Genomic DNA, 666 nt, shown 5'->3' on the forward strand with positions numbered 1-666 from the left:
CGGCTGATTGCCGACACCGGCTACGGCTCGGCCGAAATGCTGAACTGGTTGGTGCATGAGCGTGGGATCGAGCCGCATATTCCGGTCTTCGACAAGTCCAGGCGCAAGGATGGCACCTTCTCGCGCGATGACTTCACCTACGACCATAAGGCCGATACATACATCTGTCCTGGCGGGAAGACGCTCAGGCAACGCCAGAAGGCCTATCGGGTGCCGCACCCTCTCGTCGACGAGAACGGCATGATGCGCTATCGCGCCAGCAAGCTGGATTGCGACGCTTGTGCCCTGAAGCCCCGCTGTTGCCCGAAGGAGCCGGCGCGCAAGGTGCTGCGCTCGATCTATGAGGGCGCGCGCGACATGGCCCGCGACATCGCCAAGACCGACGCCTACCAGATCTCACGCTATCAGCGGAAGAAGGTGGAGATGCTGTTCGCGCACCTCAAGCGCATCCTGAAGCTCGATCGATTGCGATTGCGCGGCCCCTGTGGTGCCCGCGATGAGTTCCACCTTGCAGCCATCGCCCAGAACCTCAGGAAATTGGCCAAGATCTGCACCCTCGGAACACCCATCCGAGCCACTTAGGGCGAGGAGGTCGCGTCGACCTTAATCAAGACGCTTCGGTGCGAGTGGATCCACGGCTTCATCGCCGACTTCTTCAACACTATC

Annotated in this window: 1 protein-coding gene; it reads left to right on the forward strand. The window is 61.1% G+C overall.

Annotated features, from left to right (window positions below; translation table 11 throughout):
• The coding region (locus tag AC0L15_RS33225; RefSeq protein WP_473498422.1) for a transposase at positions 1–582 on the forward strand (582 nt) is incomplete at its 5' end.
• Between the last annotated feature and the right edge of the window lie 84 nt (positions 583–666).

Source organism: Mesorhizobium sp. WSM4846, from assembly GCF_055811415.1.